Source organism: Mesorhizobium sp. U510 (genome assembly GCF_059180695.1).
In genome coordinates, this window is record NZ_CP180532.1 from 2005130 (window position 1) to 2025737 (window position 20608).

At 57.8% G+C, this 20608-nt stretch carries 17 protein-coding genes and 1 pseudogene; all 18 read left to right on the plus strand.

Features of this window, described 5'->3' with window-relative positions; genetic code table 11:
- Positions 1 to 409 precede the first annotated feature (409 nt).
- The 18 genes and pseudogenes from ACLGL5_RS11575 (at position 410) to ACLGL5_RS11660 (ending at position 20562) form a co-directional block, all read left to right on the plus strand.
- Positions 410 to 883 (plus strand): hypothetical protein, encoded by a 474-nt coding sequence (locus tag ACLGL5_RS11575; RefSeq protein WP_141700890.1) that lies wholly within the window; start codon positions 410 to 412, stop codon positions 881 to 883.
- A 17-nt stretch (positions 884 to 900) separates the two neighbouring features.
- Positions 901 to 2118, plus strand: coding sequence for a cytochrome P450 (locus ACLGL5_RS11580; protein WP_027056548.1), 1218 nt, complete (start codon positions 901 to 903; stop codon positions 2116 to 2118).
- 38 nt (positions 2119 to 2156) lie between these two features.
- Positions 2157 to 2402 carry a ferredoxin gene (locus ACLGL5_RS11585; RefSeq protein ID WP_027056547.1) on the plus strand — a complete coding sequence of 82 codons (246 nt, stop codon included), beginning with the start codon at positions 2157 to 2159 and terminating at the stop codon, positions 2400 to 2402.
- A 211-nt stretch (positions 2403 to 2613) separates the two neighbouring features.
- Entirely contained in the window at positions 2614 to 3153 is a 540-nt protein-coding gene (locus ACLGL5_RS11590; protein WP_069091052.1) for a nuclear transport factor 2 family protein, read from the plus strand.
- A 183-nt stretch (positions 3154 to 3336) separates the two neighbouring features.
- Positions 3337 to 4977: an SDR family oxidoreductase gene (locus tag ACLGL5_RS11595; protein ID WP_069091053.1), complete on the plus strand. Its 1641-nt coding sequence runs from the start codon at positions 3337 to 3339 to the stop codon at positions 4975 to 4977.
- Between the two features lie 227 nt (positions 4978 to 5204).
- Complete coding sequence (locus tag ACLGL5_RS11600) at positions 5205 to 6248, plus strand: LLM class flavin-dependent oxidoreductase (RefSeq protein WP_069091054.1); 1044 nt, start codon at positions 5205 to 5207, stop codon at positions 6246 to 6248.
- 511 nt (positions 6249 to 6759) lie between these two features.
- Complete coding sequence (gene aepX / locus ACLGL5_RS11605; protein WP_069091055.1) at positions 6760 to 7668, plus strand: phosphoenolpyruvate mutase; 909 nt, start codon at positions 6760 to 6762, stop codon at positions 7666 to 7668.
- 45 nt (positions 7669 to 7713) lie between these two features.
- Entirely contained in the window at positions 7714 to 8904 is a 1191-nt protein-coding gene (locus ACLGL5_RS11610; protein WP_069091056.1) for a pyridoxal phosphate-dependent aminotransferase, read from the plus strand.
- 30 nt (positions 8905 to 8934) lie between these two features.
- Positions 8935 to 9753 carry a phosphocholine cytidylyltransferase family protein gene (locus tag ACLGL5_RS11615; RefSeq protein ID WP_069091057.1) on the plus strand — a complete coding sequence of 273 codons (819 nt, stop codon included), beginning with the start codon at positions 8935 to 8937 and terminating at the stop codon, positions 9751 to 9753.
- Positions 9750 to 10349: a CDP-alcohol phosphatidyltransferase family protein gene (locus ACLGL5_RS11620; protein ID WP_069091058.1), complete on the plus strand. Its 600-nt coding sequence runs from the start codon at positions 9750 to 9752 to the stop codon at positions 10347 to 10349. The genes ACLGL5_RS11615 and ACLGL5_RS11620 overlap by 4 nt, the downstream gene beginning before the upstream one ends.
- A gap of 30 nt (positions 10350 to 10379) precedes the next feature.
- Positions 10380 to 11294: a class I SAM-dependent methyltransferase gene (locus tag ACLGL5_RS11625; RefSeq protein ID WP_069091059.1), complete on the plus strand. Its 915-nt coding sequence runs from the start codon at positions 10380 to 10382 to the stop codon at positions 11292 to 11294.
- Positions 11295 to 11326: 32 nt separating this feature from the next.
- Entirely contained in the window at positions 11327 to 13219 is a 1893-nt protein-coding gene (asnB, locus tag ACLGL5_RS11630) for an asparagine synthase (glutamine-hydrolyzing) (RefSeq protein ID WP_069091060.1), read from the plus strand.
- A 129-nt stretch (positions 13220 to 13348) separates the two neighbouring features.
- On the plus strand, positions 13349 to 15058 hold the full coding sequence (locus ACLGL5_RS11635) for a pyridoxal phosphate-dependent aminotransferase (protein ID WP_069091061.1): 1710 nt from the start codon (positions 13349 to 13351) through the stop codon (positions 15056 to 15058).
- 699 nt (positions 15059 to 15757) lie between these two features.
- Positions 15758 to 15956, plus strand: a pseudogene (gene nifH / locus ACLGL5_RS11640) (nitrogenase reductase); the annotation flags it as partial.
- Between the two features lie 344 nt (positions 15957 to 16300).
- Positions 16301 to 17077: a class I SAM-dependent methyltransferase gene (locus ACLGL5_RS11645; RefSeq protein ID WP_069091062.1), complete on the plus strand. Its 777-nt coding sequence runs from the start codon at positions 16301 to 16303 to the stop codon at positions 17075 to 17077.
- 245 nt (positions 17078 to 17322) lie between these two features.
- Positions 17323 to 18024: a phosphonate metabolism transcriptional regulator PhnF gene (gene phnF / locus ACLGL5_RS11650; RefSeq protein ID WP_069091063.1), complete on the plus strand. Its 702-nt coding sequence runs from the start codon at positions 17323 to 17325 to the stop codon at positions 18022 to 18024.
- 721 nt (positions 18025 to 18745) lie between these two features.
- Positions 18746 to 19657, plus strand: coding sequence for an ABC transporter permease (locus tag ACLGL5_RS11655; protein WP_027033194.1), 912 nt, complete (start codon positions 18746 to 18748; stop codon positions 19655 to 19657).
- 2 nt (positions 19658 to 19659) lie between these two features.
- A complete protein-coding gene (locus ACLGL5_RS11660; RefSeq protein WP_069091064.1) occupies positions 19660 to 20562 on the plus strand; it encodes an ABC transporter permease in 903 nt (300 codons plus the stop codon).
- Positions 20563 to 20608 lie beyond the last annotated feature (46 nt).

Consider the following 20608-nt stretch of genomic DNA (forward strand, 5'->3'; position numbering starts at 1 on the left):
CAGGTGGCTCGTATTCGAAGCGAAAATCTGCGGCTCAAACTCGGAACGAGGGACAGGAGTCGATCGGGGTTAACCTGACGAGGGTCCCTATGGCCTCCGTTCTCAGGATTGAGACGGCTGACAGGCCTATGTGCATCTTCCTGAACTGCGCTTGCGTGAGGCGGGCACGGTCCCGAACTGACGGAAAAAGCCGACTTGTGCTCTCGGAGCATTTTGAAGCTGCCGCGACTTTGCTGTCGGGTTTGTCATGTCCGGGACACGGCTTTGCTCCGCCAGGCTTGCGGCTGCGCATTCGTTCCAGCTGTTGAATGATGTGTAGAAAATCTCCTGCAGGGCTCTTTCCGCCCCGTTGGCACGACTTTTGAAGCTCTCACGTGAGACGGCAGGAGATACCGACTGGCGTCCATTGGTGAGTGATATCGCGCTCAATGCAATGAAGGAAGACGACATGTCAGGTCAGCGTCAGTTCAGATTCTATCCGAAACGGGCATTGCCCGCAGAATGCAATATCGACCGGCATGACTGGCGTCACCGTCACAACCGCCCGGCACCGGCCAATGGCCACCGATCGACCTGCAGATACTGTTCGACCAGAATGTGCTTGCTCCTGTCCTCTCGCCGGCGCTTGAGGAGACCGGCGAGCACTTCGGCGGCCAACCGGTCTTTCGCGTGCCGCGCTGCGGATATCCTCGAAGAGATGATCGACCCCGAACCGCTGTGGAGCAAGAGCTTCATTCCGGTTCGCCGTTCGAAGCTGAAAACGCCGCGTCTCCGACGATTTCGCTCGTCGGCTCTTTGGCGGGCAGGCAGCGGTCTGGCCAAGAGGGCAACAAGCTTGCTGGATGGCCAAGATGCCATGGCGCGCGGCCTGGTTAGTGGTTAGACGGCAGGAGAAATGCAATGGCGATCAACCCGGTTCCAGATCATGTCCCGCCCGAAATGGTGAGAGACTTCAGCCTGTTCACATCGCCAGGCATGCCACCAACGCCCAACGGGGATCCACACGCAGCCGTCGCTTGCGCCCATGACGGGCCTCCGATCTTCTATTCCCCCTACAACACGCAAGATGGCCGGGGCACCTGGGTCATCACCCGCGCCGCAGACCAGCGTAAGGTGCTGCAGGACGCTGAAACTTTTTCCAGCCATCGCAGCATCTTCTCCTCCATACTGGGCGAAACCTGGCCGACGATCCCGCTTGAGCTCGATCCACCGGCCCATGGCGCATTTCGCTCACTGCTCAGTCCGCTGCTTTCGCCCAAGCGGGTGACGGCACTGGAACCGGCTGTCCGTGAGCGAGCGATAGCCCTGATCGACCGGATCACCGCATCGGCCACGAGCTGCGACGTCATGAAGGATTTTGCCTTTCCGTTCACTGTCAGCATCTTCCTTCGCTTTCTGGGGTTGCCGGATCAGGGACTCGATACATTTGTCGGCTGGGCGAAAGATCTGCTCCACGGCGACGATGTGGAACGACCTGTGGCTGCCCGCAAGATTGTGGCTTTCATCGATGAACTTGCAACCAATCGCCGCAAGGATCCGGTCGACGATCTCATGACCTTCATCGTGCAGGCACAGATCGAGGGCCGCCGGCTAACCGACGGGGAGATCCGTGGCATCGGCGTGCTTGTGTTCGTCGCGGGACTTGACACTGTCGCAGCAGCTATTGGCTTTGACCTGGCTTATCTAGCGCGCAACCTCAAGGATCAGGAACTGCTGCGCAGCGAACCGGACCGCATCCTGCTCGCAACCGAAGAGTTGCTGCGGGCCTATCCGCCCATTCAGTTGATCCGCGTGGCTACGAAAGATATCGACTTCGAAGGCGCGCCGATCCGAAAGGGGGACTATGTTTCCTGCGCCACGATGATTGCAAATCGCGACCCGGAGGAATTCGAATCCCCCAACACGGTCGATCTGGCGCGAGAGCACAACCGCCACGCCGCGTTTGGCTATGGTCCCCACCGTTGCCTTGGCTCACACCTTGCCCGGCGCGAGATTGTCATTGGCCTGGAGGAGTGGCTGGCGCGCATACCGACCTTCCGGATCAAGGAGGGTACAGCGCCCATCACCTGTGGCGGCCATGTGTTCGGGATCGAAAATCTGATCCTGGACTGGTCATGACCATCGCCGAGCCATGCCAAGACAATGGAGGCAGCGCTATGCGCATTATCGTCCACAATGCCAAATGCCAGGGTCACGCGCGATGCTGGGCGCAAGCGCCGGACATCTTCAAGCTTGATGACGATGGCTACATCCTGCCCGGTGACATTCAGGTTGCGGAGGGGGAGCAACTGCTTGCGTCACAAGGCGCGCGATCCTGCCCCGAACGTGCGCTGGAAGTCGATCGCACGTCGGCAGCGCGGTTCGAACCAGCCGCCATGCAACCGAGAACTGGGGAAGCTTAGGTGGAATTGACGAGACGTGACCCCACACCGCAAAGCAAGATGTCCGGCCGCTTCCCTGCCTACCTCCTCTCCGGCATCGAGACCTCAATGACACGCACGCGACACGTGAAGTTCGTCTCCGTTCTGGCTTCTTCAGTTGCCGATCGGTTCGTCCTTGCACGCACCTAGAGGCACGAAACGCCTCTTCCAATCTCAAATTTGCGACAGAGCGATGGGCCAGGCGAAAATCACCGAACTGCGCGACCGCGAGGCGATCCGCGACTGCCTTTATCGGTACTGCCGCGGCATAGATCGCGCGGATGAGGCTGCGCTGCGCAGTGCATATTGGCCCGATGCGCATGACAATCACGGTGCCTATCGCGGCTCAGCCGAGGGCTTCTTTGAGTTTGCGCTTGGTCTCTTCAAAACCGGACCGCGCTTAATCCACCAGATCACGAACGTCTTGATCGAATTCATCGACCCGTCGGAGGCCGTGGTCGAAAGCTATTTCACCGCGCTGCAACGCGGACCAGACAATGACGGAGAAGCACGCCAGGTGCTTCTCTGCGGCCGTTACTGCGATCTTTTTCACAAGAGGGAAGGGGCGTGGCGCATTGCCGAACGGACCGTCGTTTACGATTGGATCGAAGAGCAGACCCCACCAGCGGTCCCCGAGGCAGAACGGTTCGGCTTGCGGCAACCGATCGGAGCAGCCCATCCCAATGACCCGGTTTACGCGCTCAGGAAGCGCCGCAGCTCGTCATCAAAATGAAAATGCGATGCATGTCACCACAATGCTTTCCAAGGCTCCCAATTGCGGAGCCGCGTCGCGGGAGCGGTCGCGGAACGCAACACGTCTACCCGGTATGGAAACTCGCCGTCACCAGGACGTCCGCGACCGGTCTTGCGGCTGACTCGCGTCGATATCTCTGACGCTGGCTGCGGAGAGGTTCATATGAAGCAGGCAGGACGGGTCGTCATCATAACGGGAGCGGCAGGCGGAATCGGCCGTGCGCTGGTCGAGATCGTTGCCGCCGATGGAGACATCGTCGTTGCGGTGGACCTTCCTGGCAGCGGCGTTCTTGAACTGGCCGGCGGTCTCGGCCATCCGCATCTGGGCCTCGAATGCGATGTCTCACGAGAAGAGGACATTGTCGCCCTATACGGCCGCATCGAAGCGCAGTTCGCGAAAATCGATGTTCTCGTCAACAACGCGGCGATAGGACCCGCCATGGCTGCGACTATCGACACCGGTTTCGAGGCCTTCCGACGCGTGCTGGCAACAAACCTGATCGGGCCTTTCATTATGGCCGGCGAAGCGGCGAGGCGCATGCAGCCCGGCGCTGCCATTGTCAACGTCGCTTCGCTGGCGGGCGTGCTCGGCAATCCCAAGCGCAACGCCTATGCCAGCTCGAAGGCAGGCTTGATCGCTCTCACGAGATCGCTTGCATGCGAATGGGCCTCGCGCGGCATCCGCGTAACGGCGGTAGCGCCAGGATACGTGCGCACGCCGATGGTGGCGGAACTGGAACGTGCGGGCAAGATGGACCTCGCGGCCGTGCGCCGCCGCGTGCCCATGGGGCGAATGGCGCGCCCCGACGAGATCGCTCGGGCCGTGCGTTTTTTGGCCAGCGCACAGACGGGCTACATCACAGGATCGGTGCTGACGGTCGACGGCGGTTGGATGTCGTTCAACCAGCCGGGCGACGCGCACCCGCCGGTCGACGAGACGCCTAGAGCCGAACTCTTCCGGCCGGCCGAACGAACTGGCGCGCGCACAGTGGTCGTGACGGGCGGCGCGAACGGTATAGGCGCCGCCGTCGTTCGCCGCTTTGCCGCGAACTCCGACACAGTCGTGATTGCTGATAAAGATGGTGCTGGGGCGGCAGAACTCGCTGGTTTGCTGGGCGGCAGGCACGTGGCGAAATCCGTCGACTTGGCGGTCGAGAGCGAGGTGGTGGCCCTGTTCGAGGAAATACGGGGGCGCTTCGGTCGCATCGAGATCCTCGTCAACTGTGCTGCTATTGCCGATACGTTTGTGCGAGGGATCGAAATCCCGCGACAGATCGAGCGGGTACTGGACGTCAATCTCACCGGCACCTTCACCTGCGCGCGCGAGGCGATCAAGTCGATGGACGCCGGCGGCGTAATCCTCAATCTTGGATCGATCAATAGTTTCCTGCCCTTCGTGCCGCGCCATGCCTATCGGGCGTCCAGGGCGGGTATGAACATTCTGACCCGGTGCATGGCGGCCGAACTCGGGTCGGTCGGCATCCGAACGGCCACCGTCGCTCTTGGCTATATCCGTACGCCTGACATTGCTCAGCTGGCCGAGTCCGGCTGCATCGATTCCGTAGCGATCAAACGGCGCATCCCGATGGGGCGGATGGGAGAGCCCGAAGACGTCGCCGAGGCAGTGTTCTTTCTGGCCTCGCCTGATGCCTCATACGTAAACGGCTCGACCCTCTACGTGGACGGCGGCTTGACCTCGTTGGCTGACGCGCGAAACGCCCAGCCAACCGATCAAGAAAATCCAACGGAATGTTCGCCGGCGACGGGTTGCGGTTCGTCGAAGCCGACGAGGTTCGAGGATTGAGACTGCGGCTGCATGGCACGTGCCAAGCGCGGCTTGCCAAGTGATCGTCTTCATCGGTGACGGAAAACTCGTCATCAGGGTCGAATCACTAGCCAGGTTTTGGCGCTTGCCTGCGGCCGCCGAACGATAAGCGGCTTTGCGCAAGATCGTCGACTACGTCGCCGCCAGGCCGGATCGATACCGCGGCCCACCCGCATTGGCCACTTTGTGTAAACGAGGGACACGCCATGGAATTCGCGACGTTCATCTTGGCGGCCCAGCGAGGCTATCATCAATCGTGCGACAGGGTCATCGGTAACTCCATAGAACAGACAATCGCTTCGGAGCAGGCTGGCTTCAACACCGCTTGGTTCGCCGAGCACCACTTCAACAATTACAGCCTGGTTCCCTCGCCCTTGATGATGGTGGCGCACTGTGCTGGCCTTACGAGCACCATTCGCCTTGGCACCGGTGTGTGTGTGCTGCCGCTATATCAACCGCAGCGCCTGCTCTCCGAGATCGGCTTTGCCGATATCGTTTCGAACGGCCGCCTTGAACTCGGCGTCGGCTCGGGATACCAGCAGTTCGAGTTCGAGCGCTTCGGCGTCGATGTCGATCAGGCGCCGGCCGTGTTTGCGGAATACCTGGATATCCTTCTCAAGGGCCTTAACCAGAAGGTCTTCGAGCACAATGGCCAGTATGAGAAGATACCTTTAACGGCGATTTCGCTGCGCACCATCCAAAGGCCAGCCCCACCGATCTGGATCGCCTGCGGGTCCGCGCGAAGCATGTGCCGGGCCTATCGTGAGGGCCACAATCTTTTCGTCACGGCGTTCCACAACGGCTTGGAAAACTTGAGAACGCTGCGTGAGACCATCGAGGCAGCAGCGGCCTCGCGGGGTAAGGATGTCACCGCCGCCAAGATAGGGCTTCTGCGCTGCTGCTATGCCAGCGACGATCAGGCGGAGATCGACAGCTATCTCGACAACGCCCGCTTCCAGCGCCGGCTATCTGAAGCACTTCATCAGCGCCGCCAGCAGAGCCGGGACGGCTATCTGCTGCAGGAAACACCGACGCAGCAGGATCTGTCGTTCGAGACCATGCGCCAGAACCTGCCGATCGGCAGCGTAAGTCGCGTCATCGATCGCCTGCTGGAAGAGATAAGTATCCTGAAGCCGGACCAGATCGCAATTCAGACCCAATTGGGAGATTTCGACCAAAAGACGATGCTACGCCAGATTGAGCTCTGGGGAGACAAGATCATTCCAGCGATCAACAAGTCGCTTGGTTAGGTTAAGGCTTGAAGCTCGGGGCGGCCCCTGGGGGTGTTGAAATCTCGCATGCCGATGCTCGACACTTCGTCCATGCGGCATGGATATATAGTCAAGCCGCCTGGTGATTGCCGGGATCGAAGACCAACGCCGTCCGTCACCTTGCCTGCACGGACCACCGGTCTTCCGCCCTCCGGGCCATCTCGCTTGCGATCGTTGATCGGCAGCCTGACGGGACGCCCGCCACGGCGCAGACGAATAGCCACTCCCACGACCCCTCTTGTGTCCGAAGTTGGACGAGGATGTCGGAAGCCCGACCAAGAGTAGAGAGGGGACCTGGCCGCCGGTATGGAGAACTGGTGCGGCGCAGGTGGTTCGCCAATTCGGCACGCGCCTTGCTTCATTGATTCTGTATGGGCACGACAGTGGCAGGTCGCCGATCGGTGGGCAGAGCGGTTCGCCTCTGAAAGTACTTCGTGCGGCAGCGATGACAGGCCTGTCGGCTGCACAGCGTCGGTGGAGGTGAGACCGCATGGTGGAGAGGCAGTCTGGTGCGCAGACGCGCGAGAGCTTGCGCCGAATGATCGCGTCCAGTGAACTCGCCTTCGCAATGGAGGCTCATGACGGCCTTTCGGCGGCGATTGCCGAGCGCGCTGGCTTCAAGGCGCTCTGGGCGTCCGGCCTCTCGATTTCATCCAGCCTCGGATATCGAGATGCTAACGAAGCTTCCTGGTCCCAAGTCGTCGACGTCGTTGAGCGAATTTCCGACACGGTGGACATTCCAGTCCTCGTCGACGGGGACAGCGGGTTCGGGAACTTCAACAATGCCCGTTTGGTCGCCCGCAAGCTGCGCCAACATGGCGCGAGCGGCATATGTCTCGAGGACACGGCGTTCCCGAAAATGAACTCGTTCATCGGTGATCGGCACCCGTTGGCCGATATTCCCGAGTTCTGCGGCCGGCTTAAGGCGGTGAAGGACCAAGTGCCGGATGCGGAGTTCGTTCTGGTCGCCCGGATCGAGGCGCTCATCGCCGGCCGCGGAGAGGATGAGGCGCTGGCGCGAGCACAAGCCTACGCTGAGGCCGGCGCCGATGCTATTCTGATTCATTCCCGCAAGTCCAACGCTGAGCAGATTTTCGCCTTCACGCGCGCCTGGCAGAACCGCCTTCCGGTCGTGATCGTGCCTACGAAATATTACCGCACACCGGTCTCCGCGTATCGGGCGGCTGGAATCTCCACGGTCATCTGGGCGAACCACAACATGCGCGCGGCGATATCGGCGATGCGCCAGGTCTGCGACCGCATCCTCCGCGAAGAAAGTATCGCCGGTATCGAGGACGAGGTGGCGACCCTCGATGAACTCTTCGATCTGCTCAATTACCAGGAACTCTCAGCGGCGGAAGAGAAATATCTGCCGCAGACGGCGACCGGCGTGCGGTAGCAGGCCCAGCCCGTCTTTTGAAAGCAAACGAAAACGGGAGCGCACATGCTTGCGCATCGGACAAACCTTTTCGGTACATCGGGTACCGCCGCGGCGCGCGCTGCCGCAAAAGCGGCGGCCGATGCTGGCAAGGAGATCATCGATCTGACCGCCGGCGAGATCTGGAGCGAGCTTGCTCCCACGATTCGCGACGGCGCGATCGACGCCATCAATAAGGGCGTCAATCGCTATACCGATACGGTTGGCATGGTGGAGCTGCGCGAGGCACTGGCGCGGAAGATCTCCCTCGATACCGGACAGATCTGGAAGGCCGAGGAAGTTGCCGTGACGTCCGGAGCGAAGCAGGCCTTGTTCAATGCCGCAATGGTGCTGCTGAACCCGGGCGACGAGGTCATCATCCCGGCGCCTTACTGGACAACGTTTCCGGCCCAGGTGCTAATCGCCGGCGGCACACCGGTCTTCGTCGACACCAGATCCAACGGTTACGTCCCGCGCCCCGAGCACATCAAGGAGGCGGTCACCGAACGAACGCGGGCGATCGTCGTCAACACGCCCAGCAATCCGGCCGGTGCGGTCTACGATGTTGAGACCCTGATGGCCATCGCTCAACTGGCGGTCAGCCACAACCTGTGGATCATTTTCGACGAGTGCTATGGCGACTTCGTGCACGGGGGTCATACCCACCATCCAATCGTCTCGGTCGCTCCCGAAATTCGAGCACGCGCGCTGATCGTCAATTCCTTCAGCAAATCACTGGCATTGACCGGCTGGCGCATCGGTTATCTGGCGGGTCCAAAAGAGGTGATCAATGCCGTCAAGGCCCTGCAATCGCACACCACCTCGAATCCAAACGTAATTGCCCAGCACGCGGTGCTCGCCCATTTGCAAAGGGGTGGCTCGGACTATGAAGGCAAGCTGCGCTCACGCCTGACAAGCGCCAGACGGGTCGGTCTCGACGTGCTTGCTTCGTTGACGCGTGTACCGGTCGCCAGGGCGCAAGGGGGCTTTTATTTCTATCTCGACCTTTCCCATCTGCTGCGACCGGGATCGGAAGACGGCGCCTCAACGACAGCCGACGATTTCGTGACGGTTCTGCTTGCCGAAGCTGGCGTCGCAGCTGTGTCGGGCACCGCGTTCGGCGACCCCGCCGGCCTGCGCCTGTCCTATGGAATTCCACCTGAAAAACTCGCGACCGGCCTGGCCCGGCTCGTCAAATTCCTCAACGCCTGGAAATGACACCGCAACACAACGAAAGAGGTGAATGAGATGCCTCCCGCTGCTCCCAGGAAAGCCGTCATTCTCGCTGCTGGCTTCGGCTCCCGCCTGCGTCCGCTGACCGATCTGTGTCCCAAGCCACTCGTCGAAGTCAACGGCACACCGATACTTCACAATGCACTGTGGAACCTTCAGGCGGTGGGAGTCGAAGAGGTGACGATTGTTGTCGGCTATCGCAAGGATGCCATTCGCCATGCCTGTGGCAAACGCTTCGGCAGACTTGAAATCAACTATGTCGAGTCCTCGGTCTTCGACAAGACAGGGAGCGCCTACTCGCTCTGGCTGGCACGCGACACGCTTCTTTCTGGCGACTGTTGTCTCCTCGAAGGTGACGTCTTCTTCGAAGAAGATGCGCTGCGCCACCTGATCAGGGTCGAGGCGCCCAATGCCGCTGCGGTCGCGCCCTTCGATCCATCCATGGAAGGATCCGCGGCCGTCCTTTCCAGCGACGGCTTCATATCCGAAGTCCGGTTGAAGCAGACGGCGGCAAATCTGGCATCAGGCACCCCGGTGCTCTTCAAGATGATGAACCTCACCCGGTTCTCTGGCGCCGAACTCCAAACGGTGATCGTCCCGGTCCTCCACGACCTGATCGGCTCGGGCGCAATCAAAGCCTATACCGAGGAGTTGTTCGCGCATCTCATCGAGCAGCGCGGACTGCAACTCGCCGCGGCGCGATGTGACGATTTGCGATGGTACGAGATCGACAGTGAACAGGACCTGCGAGTAGCGGAAAGGATTTTCGCCTTCGAGCGACCTCACAGACATAGTGCCGACGCGCCGGCCGCCGTGGCGGGGGTAGGAGGATGATCCGCTATCTGTTCGACGCTGCAAATGCCATTACGGCCCTTGGGCTGATCTTGGCCACCACGGCGATCTACTTTGCTTTGATCGGGCGCTTCGAGATTGGCATCTGTTTCGGCTTGTGGGCTCTTTTGGCGGATGATGCCGACGGCATGATCGCGAAGAGTTCCCCGAACCGGTCCGCTTTGATGGCACAGCTGGGTGGCACGTTGGACGGGCTGCTTGATTTGGTCTACGCAGCCGTCTTTCCAGCGGTTCTCATTTTGTCCTTCAACGCGTTCTCCGTTCCCGCATTGTTGGCTGCCAATTGCCTCATCCTATCAGGGGCTCTGCGCCTCAGTTATTTTTCGACGTTCGGACTGGACGCTGACGGATTCGGCAGAGGATTGCCTTTGAACAATAACCTCTTCGTGTTGGCATTGCTGTTCGTCGCCGACCATCACTTGCCGGTGCAAGGCCTGGGCAACCTATTGATCGGTGCAGGGTTTGTGCTGTCGGTCCTGCATCTTTCAAACTTCAAATTTCCGGGTACCGGCAGTGCGTTGCGCTTGGGCAACCTTACACTCGCCGCAGCCGGATCTGTCGCCTTGCTCACAATGTGAATCAGTTTGTCGCTATAGGGAAGAGAATACATGGAAAGCTCTTTCGAGATCGAAACTCGCACCGTCTTTGATCGCTACCAGCGCCAGCAGGAGAATGACGACCACATATTCGACAGGTTGGTCTCTCTAATCGAGGAGGAATATTTCGGCCTGCCAACCGGTAGCTTCCGCGGCCTTGATGTCCTGGATGCGGGCTGCGGCTCCAACGCGAATGCGTCCTATGCGTTTCTCGACAAGGGGGCACGAAACGTTGTTTCGCTTGAATTGAGCAATGATTGGATGGATTGCGCGCGCAAACGGCTCAGCCGATTTGGGCCGCGCTCGGAACTGGTCGCTGGCAATGTGCTCGATCTGCCGTTTGACGACTTCAGTTTCGATTTTGTCCATTGCGCAGGGGTTTTGCCGCACACCAGCAATCCGAAAAAAGGCTTTGAAGAGCTTGCCCGTGTAACCCGCCCCGGCGGCAGCTTCTTTTTGACGATTATGGGCACCGCCAACGGCGTCATTTACCGATGCATCAATCACTTGCGAGAACTCTACCAAAGCGACGAACAATTCCGCAGTTCCATTGACAATCTGGACGCATCCACCGCACGCGAAGCCATCAACTGGCTGTTGCGAATAAAGGACGGCGAAGAGGAAGAATATATACCCGGCGAAAACGAATTCTTTCGGAGTCTTTTTGACGATGATTTGTTCGTGACGATCCGGGATCGTTTCCAGGCGCCGACCTATCACGAGTTCGCCTTCTCAGAGGTGCAAATCCGAGGCTGGTATGGCGAGTTCGGCTTCGAGAAAATCCGCAGGATCTCAAGGTATACAAAAAATTTCCATAATCTTCGGCGCTTTCTCGCTCCGATGTACCGTCATTATGACCACCCGCTGGCCCGCTTCTGGTTCGGCGATGGCTGCATCCAGATGATCGGCGAAAAGCCGAGCACGTAGTTGGCGTTATTCGTGCCAAGAGAGCGACCCCAATGTGCGGAATCTTTGGGATAGTCCTCAAAAACGAGGGAACACCCGTTTGTGCTGAGGCCGTTGAGCGTTGCGCTGACGCTCTCGCTCATCGCGGGCCTGATGCCAGCGGCCTATACATTGATCAATCGGTCGCATTCGCGCATCGACGGCTGTCGATTGTCGACGCTCATTCTCGCGCCAATCAGCCCTATCGCGATGACAATACCGGAGTGGTGGTAACGTACAACGGCGAGATATTCAACTATCGGGAAATTAAAGCTGAATTGAGGGACATGGGTTTTTCGTTTTCGACGGCGTCCGACACCGAGGTTCTAATTCTTAGCTATATTGCTTGGGGAAAGTCATTCTTAAACCGCCTTGACGGGATGTTTGCCTTCGCGCTTTTCGATCCCCGGAACTCGCTTGCTCTCATCGCCCGAGATCGTTTGGGGGTAAAACCCCTTTACTACACGATCTGCGATGTTGGCCTTCTCTTTGCATCGCAGCCGAACGCTCTCATTCGCTGGCCGGGCGTAATGCGCGGACCCGACATGATCGGCGCGCTCAGTTTTCTATCCTATCGCGCGGTTGTCGGTGCCAGGACGCTGTTTGCCGGGATTTCCAAGTTAGAGCCCGGCCATCTCCTCGAAATAACAAACGGGCGACACACGTTGGAGCGTTGGTGGAATCTGTCAGAGCGCATTTCGCGATGTAAGCCGGACTACTCCGACATACGCAGACTACTCGGAAGTGCCGTTCAGCGTCAGCTGGTGGCTGATGTACCTGTCGCCGCATTGTTGTCCGGTGGACTTGACTCGAGCATCCTGGCCTATGAGGCATCTGCTCGCTCACAAATTCGTCCGGTCTGCTATACCGGCAAGGTCGAGACCCCCGATTATGACGAAACGGCATATGCGATGGAGGTCGCCGCTGAATTCGGGCTCACTCACCGGGTCGTCCCAATTGGAGAACCTTCCGATATCAACGCTGTAGCGGAGCTGGTGCGCTTGCGTGGACATCCGCTTGGAATGCACAACGAAACCGCCATGTTCACGCTCGCAAAGGCGATTTCGAAGGAGCACAAAGTCGTACTCACGGGCGAGGGTGCCGATGAGATTTTTGCTGGTTACAGCCGATTGTTCCGTACACCGTATGATTACAATCGAAGCAAAATCATCACCGCATTGCCACCTGCTCTTGCTCAGATCGCACGTCGACGCCTTGGACTCGGCGTCCATTGCAGTCAGCTGCAGTTCTTCCTGGAGCGCTATAGCTACTTCCCGGCTGATGAGATCCGTTCACTTGCTATCGATGGCCAGATGCGAACCGAGCACGACACGGAGCTCTTCGATCATTTCTCGACTCAATTTGCGGAGGCGGGCGGAGATTTCTTTAGCAAGATCTCATATCTTCTCGTCTCTACACATTTGCCCGCGTTGCTGGAAATGGTTGACAACACCACAATGGCAGCCGGGCTTGAAGCTCGCGTCCCTTATGCCGATTATCAGCTCGTCACCGCCGCAATGGCAATGCCCGGCTCCCAGCGGTTGAGGTGGAGGTCTCCAATCGCCTCGGCCCAGGCTCTTTGGCATCCGGTTGCTTCTTTCAGCGAACGTCTCGACGTCTCAAAATACCCCTTGCGAAGGGAATACCGGAGCGTCTTGCCCAACTCTGTTCTATCTCGCAAAAAGATGGGGTTTCCGCTTCCACTGGGTCAGTGGGTCGTGGGCGAGGGAGCAACGGAATATCGAAGGCTGTTGTTTCACAGGGACTCTCCGCTGGGAGATCTGTTCGACCCTGCTGCTTTGCGGCGTTGGTTCGAGGCCGGACGACGAAATCCTTCAGATTCGTTTGGCCGGAAGTTCTGGCTGCTGGCCAACCTTGGGATATTCTTCAAAGAGGTATTCTCATGACGAATATCCGAGCTCCCTATAAGCTCCGGATGACGCCGATATGAACGCATACGGACATTTCGATCGCCTGTTCGTCGTTTTCATTTGGGGATGGAGGGGCTTCCATTCGTGTGAGAAAGGAGCCCCGAAATGGTAGGTACAACTCGTGCCGTTTTTATCCTCGATTTCAGAACGCCAAAAATACATCTGTGGAGCGGCAGTTACGATGCACCATTGGTCCCGATCAGCGGTCAGCCGCTCTTGGACCGTCTCGTCAACGCCTGTTCCGAAAACGGCATTGAAGATGTCGCTCTCGTTGAAAATTTAAGCAGCGGCATATCCGAGAGGTTTTGCCTACAGGACAGCACAAATACCCTTTCGTGGCGCGATGCGCATCACAGCGACCTCATTGAGAGGCTACGGGATCATGAGGGTGACACTCTCCTAATATGGGGAACGCCGCTTTTCGACAGCGAGGTTCTTGACGGAATTGATACCGACAGCGGATTGCGCGGCTCTGCCTGGCGGCCCGACGCACCGACCGGGATTTATCGATTGAGTGCGGATGTTCTACGCAATTTTTTACCTGAAAGCCACGGCGCGGCATCTGACGTTCGAAGTCAGACCTTGAGCACGTTAGCCGTGGGTCTGTCCGGGCTGGAGATGGCGCTCCCTGCAGATGAGTTGAATGCTGGCTCCGAACTGCTCGATATTCGCGACGGTGTCGACGCATCCATAGCGGAATTTCGATGTGACAAGGAGAACTTGCTGCGGCGTCTGGAAACGAGCGTCGGAGGTTATTGGCGTAAGCCAATCGCCGAGCACATGCTTCTTTGCAATACCCGTTTCCCTCCGACGGCTTTTTACGACCGGCTGGCGACGAGGCTTGAACGCGTGTTAACATGTTATCCTTCTCAGCAGATCGATATCGTTTCAGTTGTTGGCGCGATGACGTCGCAGCAGCCGGACTTTATTGCAGTCGGAAACGGGGTGACCGATCTCATCCAGGCGCTCTATTCAGTGCTGAACCCCACAATCGCGATTCCCACGCCCACGTTCGCCGGCTTTCAAACGCCACTCGATGACGAACGAAAGAACAACTTCGTCCTCGCTCCGCCCTATTTCGATCTCGACGTTCGAGCTTTCTTGGAATTCGCAACGGCGACAGGCGCAGATACGGCAATCGTTGTAAATCCAAACAATCCGACCGGTCGACTTGTTGATTACGCTGACGTGGCATGGCTGGCCGAGGCTCTAGGGTCGCGTGGGCGTCGGCTGATCGTGGATGAATCGTTTATTGATTTTCCCGCCGACGGCCGATCAAACAGCGTTGAGAATCTGGTGCAGTCCTGTGGCAATCTGATCGTGGTGAAGAGCCTTGGAAAGGTCTTCGGACTCGGCGGAATCCGGCTCGCCTACCTCTTGGCTGGCGATCCCGCCCTGGTTGCGGCCGTGCGCCGGAAACTGCCGTTGTGGAACATCAACGGCATTGCGGAATACACACTGTTCCTGCTGCCCGAATTCGCAGAGGAACTGGAAGACAGTCTGAGACTGTTAAGAAAGGATAGAGAGCTGTTCATCCAGGAGCTGCAGACGGTACCGGGCCTCGACGTCGTTCCTTCGCAAACGAATTTCATCCTATGCCGGCTGCCTGAAAATTCGGTATCCGCCGCTGAGCTCAAGCGCCGCCTCGTTCTCTTTGAATCCGTCCTTGTAAGAGAATGCGGCTACCAAGCGATGGACGACGCAGATCGATATCTTCGCCTGACGGTTCGAAGTCGGGCGGAGAACGAAAGGCTGGCAAAAACCCTGCGTCGCACTTTAAGCCACTCATCTACCGTCTCTGAGACCAATGTCTGACGTGACATGTACGCTTCGAACTGACTGGTCCTTTTCAAATTCCGCGAGAGGAAAGCACGTTGTCTTATTTATAACCGTCATAAAAGGCTCGTCGAAATAATCAGGCCAATGGCGAAGTGTGCATCCGAGATTTGACGGCGCGATTCAATATTTCCGAAGGTAGGTCGTCCGCAACATTGGATACTTAGTAGACTACGTGCCCCATTAGCGGCAAAGCGTGCAGATGGAGGCCGCACAAGTAGGGTCGACGCTAGGCAAAAAGCATCTGCAAAAAGTGGCAGATACGTGGTCGCGGTTAGCGCCGAACGCATGCTCGATGTGCGAACCTCTCGGATCAATCGCCGGCTGGAGCGATACGCAAGTTTGCGTAAACCGCCTTCCCTGCCGCGGTCTTCCGATCAAAATCGCCTCGTCTCGCCACCGAGGTCCCCTGACTTCCTTCCGGCCTCCGATGCCGTCGTCTCAAACACGCCATCCGACATAGCTTGTCGCCTTTTGTCGGATTCGCAACACAGCCTTAGCCGATCTCCTGTTTTTGCTCAGGCTAAATCGATGAAAAGCAGCCACAAAGTTTCATTCCGCTCGATCGGCCAGAGTTGGCACGAGTTTTGAATTGCTGCGGCACAGGCAGCGAGAGCTGTCGACTAGCGTTCATGTCGCGGTCAGTCGTGATGGATGGAACGGAGGAAGTGAAGCAACATGTTAGGTCTGCGTCAGATCGCATTCTACGGCAGGGGGCATCGGCAGTTCACCGCCTCCCAAAAAAGCTCGCGGCCCTTGTCGACCTCGGGCAGAAGATCCGCATCGTCGGCTGTGACCCCGAAGCCGACAGCCGTCTGATAATGAACTCGAAAGCACGAAGGATACGGCCCTGCATCTCGCGGCAAAGTCATGCTCAAGCTCGGCTGTCCTCTCGCTGCCGAGCTCACCCTCTTCGAGTCAAGCTGTTGCTGGCAAGAGCTTTCGAAATGACATGCATCAAAATTGTCCGCCGAAACGCCAAGCGAAATTCTACAAAACGGACTTTCCGCGGCACTTCATCATTGTTCGAGCTGAAGCCAGATTTTTGGATGAGGAATAGCTCACGAAAGCACCCATGGCCGGCAAAGATAACGCCCGTACTCGCGAGCCCGAGGCAGTGTGACCTGTGGCGACACGAAACCAGTACGCGCAACTCTGGCGGGCGATTACCGAAGGGCCTGTATCAACATACTGGCTGGACAGGTAATTGAGGAAGACGTCATGAAAGATCATGCGCAAGTGAAGGACGCTTACACCGCCTATGGTGAAATATGGGGCGATGTCTACGATGAATATGTGGAAGCGCTCAATGAGTCCGTCGAGAACGCGCGGGCAGTCAATTTTCTCACGCCCTTCGCAAGGAACGGAACCACGCTCGAACTGGGCGTAGGAAACGGCCACATCGCCTTGCCCCTTTCGGCGACGGGAGCTTCGGTTCACGGTCTCGACAACTCGCAAAGGATGCTTGCATCGCTTCGTGCCAAAGCCGGTGGCGATTTGGTCACAACGCACCTTGGCGACATGGCAGAGTTTGACCTGGGCACTCAATATGATCTCGTCTACTGCGTTAATAGCACTTTTTCACTTATGGTGACCGTCGGTCAACAAATTGGCTGCTTTGAATCGGTCGCGAAGTCGTTAAAGCCTGACGGTCGCTTTGTGGTGCACTTGTACTATCCAGATACTGAGAATTTTTCAGGCGCAGGCTTCTATGGTGACCAGCGAACGACCGTTATTCATATCGATGAACGGCGCGCGATGGTGCGATTTACCAGGCATGACCGACCTAGACAACTTTTTGTTTCTCAAGACCTTTGGATCACACCGGCCGGAAGCCGGACGATGCCGATTAAAATGCGATATGTTTATCCAACGGAACTCGACTTGCTCGCAAAGATCAGCGGACTTGAGCTTCTCGAGCGTTACGGAGACTGGCATAGGCGCCCGTTTGACAACGCATCTTGGCAGTACATGTCGGTATTTCGCAAAACACCATGAGAATTGTGTGTCGCCATCGAAAACGCCGTGGGCTCGCCGCGCGGCTTCGTTCGCGGCTGATGTTGAGCTGGATCGACGGGTTGCTTGCCGCTGGCGTCGCCCCGGTCGGTTATTATTCCATCGACCATATGGTTGCTTGCGATGTCTGGCGAGATGGTGCCCCAAAACAAAATCATCACGACGAAATCCGCCGAGCGCATGACGACACATGTGCCTAACGCAAGTCGGAAAGGAAGTCGTGAGGTATGAAGCGCTGGGAAGTGGTTCGATCTGCTATCCTCAGTGACATCGATGCTGGTGCGTTCGAGGATGGGCGCTTGCCTGGCGACTTCGTCTTGGCAGAACGATTTGGTGTAAATCGCCACACGGTGCGCAATGCGATTAAGGCCCTGGAATCTGAAGGCGCTTTGCGGGTTCAGCACGGTGTCGGGACTTTTGTTGCGGATGATTTCGTTTCACCTAGGCTGAACAGCGATCGCAGGTTCACTTACAAAGTCCTCGGTCGGAACAAATCGGTGAAGCGAGAGATACTGTCGGTCTACGAGACTTCCGTTGAATCCGATATCGCAAAGCGTTTGAGGATCGTTCCGTTAGCGTTGGTTACTGAGGTCAGGTGGGTTTCGTTCCTCAATGACTGGCCCTTGGCCACCGGATCGAGCCACGTTCCAATCAGCCGAGCTCCGGGTCTTGCAGTTGCGTTCGAAGGAGTAAGCTCCTTCACTGTCGCCTTGAGGCGCTGCGGTATTCTGGAATACAAGCGGAAATGGACACGGATAACGGCACGAAGACCCAGCCAGCAGGAGGCACAACACTTACGGATATCGTCGTCCAGCCCGGTACTGTTTGAGACCAATGTCGATGTAACCCCCGATGGGTTGCCGATCAAATATGAATTCAGCGTCATACGAAGCGACAGATATGAATATCTTATCGAAATCAATGATTAGCACGGAGAATTCGGCACGAAGCCGTGGCTAATTCGCTGATGCCCCCGCGGATTAGCCGGCCCGCTTTACAGGGGATGGTGTCACGATGAAGTTAGCGCCTGTGGGGAATTACGACAGAGCCAAGGGCGATCGGCGCGCGGCTTTATGGCCGCATACAAGAAGAAGCTCAGAAGGGACTCGCCAGGTTTGGTCGTCACGAGCGGTGCTCCATCGATCCGATGTGCTCCATGCGGCCCGGGCTCTCGCCGCTCCCGCCACGCGCTGCCAAGTGAAAGCTGGCTCGAATGCCACCGGTAGCGTCGTGCCATCGCGCTCACCCATTGCCCGCCTCCACTCACACCGAACTGCCGGACTTTCATTAAGGTGCGCGAATTCGAAGACGCGGCAGCCGGGTGGCTGGCAGTCGGCTTTTTTGTGACCGACCCGATAGAGTCAACGTTCGATCACCCGCAAACGACCCGCCGGCTGACCAAATTCTGAGGGTTCGGTCTCATGACGCCAGCGATGGAGCAGGGCTAGCTGAAGCCGGAGGGACGCAAACAACGCTGGCTGCGTAACCGGCTTTGGCTGAGGCGGTACATCGACCATAGCCCTCCCTGTCTGCAGGAAAACCAAATTCCTTGGTCCCATTGTCATCAAAGCGTTACACGAAGGTTCCTAAGATACCTAGACATCTGTACATCACTCATAGCCGTTCAGGCTGCTGCGTGGAGCAAGACCTGTGTTCTTCATCTCTAGAGCTTTGCGCAGCGCACTTACCTTATGGGCAATTCTTACCATCGTGTTTTTTGCGACACGGTTGACGGGAGATCCAACAGGCTTCCTTATGCCGCCAGAGATGCCCGAAGCACAACGAATTGAGCTTAGGGCAAAGCTTGGACTGAATGATGACATCGCGACACAATATCTAAGGTATGGCGAAGCGCTCCTTCGGGGAGATTTTGGGCAAAGTTTCTTCTCCAAAAGACCAGTTGTCGAACTTTTTATGGAGCGGGTCCCCAACACTCTTCTTTTAACCGTTCCAGCGTTTGTGTTGTCTGTCGCCATCGGCTTGTGCGGCGGCCTATGGGCTGCGCTCCGTCACAATAGTCTCTTCGATCGTTCGCTCACGACTGCAACAGTTGTGATGCAGGCTATCCCAAATTTCGTGGTCGGCATCGCCACCATCTTAATCTTCAGCCTCTCCCTCAGGCTTCTGCCGAGTGGCGGCATGGGGACGTGGAAACATTTTATCCTGCCCGTGATCACGCTCGCTCTTGCGACGTGCGCGAACACAGCTCACCTCGTCCGAACCTGCATGCTTGAGGTCTTAGCACAGGATTACATGCGCTATGCCCGCAGCAAAGGATTGAGCCCAGCTGTCGTCGTGCTGAAGCACGGGCTGAGGAACGCAATACTCCCTGTCTTGACTATTATGGGTTTGCAATTCGGCGGCCTGGTTGCGGGCGCGGTCGTGACGGAGTCGGTCTTTGCCTGGCCTGGCGCAGGGCGTCTCGTGATCGATGCTGTCATGAAACGCGACTTCGCCCTGCTTCAATTCGGAATTCTGGTTTTCTCGGCAGCGATTATCTTCGCCAACCTTCTTGTCGATGTTGCCTACGGCCTGCTGGATCCCAGGATACGTGAGAGGTGATCATGAGCATTGATATCCGCGTGCCGGAACCAATTGTTGGCGAAACCGAAGACAAGCTTGTTCTGGCTCCGCCCCGGCGTGGCAGCCCGCCGGCAGCGAGGATCATTTCGCTCTCCATTCTGTTTCTCATGATCTTGTTGGCTTTAGCTGCTCCCGCAATCACTCCACACGATATCTCCGAGCAAAGCCTGTTGAGTCGTCTCCAGCCGCCTGTTTTCGCAGGCGGCACAGACGACCATCCGTTAGGAACTGATCATCTTGGGCGCGATGTTTTTTCTCGCCTCCTTTTCGCGACGCGCACCACGCTATTCATCGCTTTTGCCGGTGTCTTTATTGGCGTCGTCGCGGGCACGCTGGGCGGATTGATTTCCGGAACGTTAGGAGGATGGGCCGACCAATGCCTGTCGGCTGTGGTTGACGCGCAGGCCGCTGTGCCAACCACTTTGGTGGCTCTGACAGCAGTCGCATTAGCTGGTACGCATCCACTCGTTTTGGTGCTGATCATCGGCTTTTCGGACTACTATAGGTATGCCCGCATCGTCCGCGGGCAGGTCGTGGCCCTCCAAGGACGCAGTTTCATCGAAGCGGCTCGATGTTCGGGGGCGTCGCCTTGGCGTATCGCGATGCGTCACGTTCTTCCCAACACGTTCTCGCCTGTCGTCGTTCTGGCCAGCTTGAGCTTTGCCGAGATCGTCGTGCTGGAGTCTTCACTTTCTTTCCTCGGCGTAGGTGTTCAGCCGCCAAATGTTTCCCTCGGATCGCTACTCGGCGAGGCCAGAAACTACCTGATCTCCACACCTTGGCTCGCGATATTCCCGTGTGTCGTGATCGTTATGATCACCGTCGCGGCAGCCACGATCGGTGATTGGCTGCGTGCCTCCCTCGATCCCCGGAGCCGCACGTAAGAGCCGCAGCTCCAATCCCATTTCCTGCAGGAAAGACTAGCCACCA